General features: G+C 59.4%; 1 protein-coding gene and 1 pseudogene. Both read left to right on the forward strand.

Going from position 1 to position 1,997, the window contains the following annotated elements:
• Positions 1-137: 137 nt before the first annotated feature.
• Positions 138-410, forward strand: a pseudogene (locus CO676_RS34150) (transposase); the annotation flags it as partial.
• Positions 400-1,980: a recombinase family protein gene (locus CO676_RS34155; protein ID WP_245424662.1), complete on the forward strand. Its 1,581-nt coding sequence runs from the start codon at positions 400-402 to the stop codon at positions 1,978-1,980. The pseudogene CO676_RS34150 and the gene CO676_RS34155, both read left to right, overlap by 11 nt.
• Positions 1,981-1,997 lie beyond the last annotated feature (17 nt).

The following is a 1,997-nucleotide window of genomic DNA, read 5'->3' on the forward strand; positions in this document are numbered from 1 at the left end:
GGAGCCGATCATAGCGGTCTCCAAGAAGAGCTGCTGCCCATTACCCCATGTTGAAAAAGTCAGGCTTGAAACAGTCCTAAAGCACTGATTCGGTCTTCTTATTGGAAGGAGATTGAGTCGATGGTGAGCAAAGTGTGATGCAGGAGGAGCTGTTCTATGGCTTCAGTCTGGAACGGCACGTGCCGGCGGACCACCTTCTGAGGGCCATCGACCGCTTCGTTGACCTTTCCGGTGTCCGCCAGCACCTTGCGCCTTACTACAGCCCGATCGGCCGTCCCTCTATCGATCCCGAACTGCTGATCCGCATGCTGATTGTCGGCTACTGCTTCGGCATCCGCTCGGAGCGGCGGCTGTGCGAGGAAGTCCACCTGAACCTGGCCTATCGGTGGTTCTGCCGGCTTGGCCTTGAAGCGCCTGCGGTTTCAGGACATCGAGCTGTGGACCGTCCACGGCAATGCGCTTGTCACGGATATGGAGATGGGGCTCCGGGCAACGCTCAGCCAGGAACTCATCGAGCAGATCAGGTATCGGACCCGGGAGGGCATGAAGACCGCCGTGCGCAAGGGCAAGGCGACCACCTGCCTCGCCGACGGATACAAATTGAAGCTGGCCTACGACGGCAATGGCGATCGCATTCCCGGTCTGCGCGACATCGACCAGAAGCAGGCCGACGTGATCCGCTGGATTTTCCAGCAATATGCCGACGGCGTATCGCCACGCGACATTGCCAAAAAACTCAACGATCAGGACACGCCCGGACCGCGGGGCGCCAAATGGCGCGACACAGCCATCCGCGGGCATGTCAGCCGCGGTACCGGCATCCTCAACAATGAGACCTACATTGGTCGTGTCGTCTGGAATCGCCGGAACTATCGCAAGAACCCCGAGACCGAGCGCCGCGTCGCCCGCAGCAACAAGGGCGGAAACTGGGTTGTCAACGACGTTCCGGATTTGCGGATCATCGACGACGCACTCTGGGCACAGGTCAAGGCGCGCCAGAAGGAACTCGGCGAGCTCTTTTCCTACACCACGACCAATCGCCTCAACGCCGCGCACCGCCCAAGCTATCTTCTGAGCGGCATCCTCGAATGCGCCGAGTGCGGTGGCCCCTACGCGATCATGGCAAAGGACCGCTATGGCTGCACAAATCACAAGAAGCGCTTACCGATCGACGACCTCGGCGGAGAATGTTGCCAGAACCAGAAGACGATCCTCCGGAACGACGTCGAAGACCGTATTCTTGCCTGCCTGCCCGCTGCCTTCCTCCACCTCGGCATTTTCGAGGAGGTGGCAAACCAGGTCATGCAAAGCCAGGTAGCGAAGCTCAAATCGCAGCCGACCCAGAGCCAGCAGCTGAAGGCCGAACTGCAGAGGGTTGAACAGGAGCAGAAAAACATCATCCAGCAGATCAGCGGCCGCGCCGTCGAGGGTCGCCCTCGCCTGACAGCACTCGACGACTTGCTCGATCAGCTTGAAGAAAAGCGGAGCACTCTTACCACCCAGTTGCAGGAACCCGCCGATGCGAACCTCAACCTCGAGGAGCGGCTTGCCGAACTCCGTGCACAGACCAATCCGGACACTGTGCGATACATCGTCGATACCCTGCTCTTCTATCTGCGCGACCATGCGGACACGGCGACCAATCAGCCCTTCATTGATCTCGTGCGCCAGCTCGTCCAGAAGGTCGTGATCGGCAAGACGCCCGGCCATCAGCCGGCGACGCTCGAGGTCCATGGCCGGATCGCTTCGATACTAGCCGCCATGGAAGCAAGCACGATCCTGGAAGAGCGCTTCAAGCTCCTGAAGCACCACGATTATCTCGCCCGGCATGAGAGCGGTGAGCTCGACACGGAGCTAAAACGCAAAAAGCTCCTCGACGCATATGCGGAGGAGCTTTCTGTGAAGCGACTTGAATGGCAAAATATTCAAGTCTCAGTGGTTGCGGGGGCAGGATTTGAACCTGCGGCCTTCAGGTTATGAGCCTGACGAGCTACCGG

The sequence above is a fragment of the Sinorhizobium sp. BJ1 genome, from assembly GCF_002531555.1.
Classification (GTDB): Bacteria; Pseudomonadota; Alphaproteobacteria; order Rhizobiales; family Rhizobiaceae; genus Sinorhizobium; species Sinorhizobium fredii_B.